Source organism: Mycobacterium sp. NGS39 (assembly GCF_059812765.1).
This window is the reverse complement of record NZ_JCALDH010000038.1, coordinates 1-253: the sequence shown is the minus strand read 5'-3', so window position 1 is coordinate 253 and position 253 is coordinate 1. Positions and strand designations below refer to the sequence as shown.

General features: G+C 67.6%; 1 protein-coding gene. It reads right to left on the bottom strand.

Annotation, left to right across the window (positions count from 1 at the left end; all coding sequences use genetic code 11):
* Window positions 1-253: helix-turn-helix domain-containing protein (locus AC5Y39_RS21255; protein ID WP_500021724.1), on the bottom strand; the 253-nt coding region annotated here is incomplete at both ends.

The window sequence follows — 253 nt, the reverse complement described above, 5'->3', positions numbered from 1 at the left end:
CCAGCGCTTCCACTTGCGTGAACGGCGATCCCGCAGATGCGGATCGATCACCTGCGCCCGCACCAACGCCCGATACACCGCCGACTCCGACGGCAATGGACTCACATGCCGTTTGGCCAGTTCGAACACCAGCCGCCGCGGCCCCCAATACGGCCGCGAGCGACGCAACTCCAGCACCGCTGCCTCCACCTCGGCGGCCATCTGATGCGGACAACACCGCGGCCGATGCGACCGATCCTTGAGCCCGTCGAGG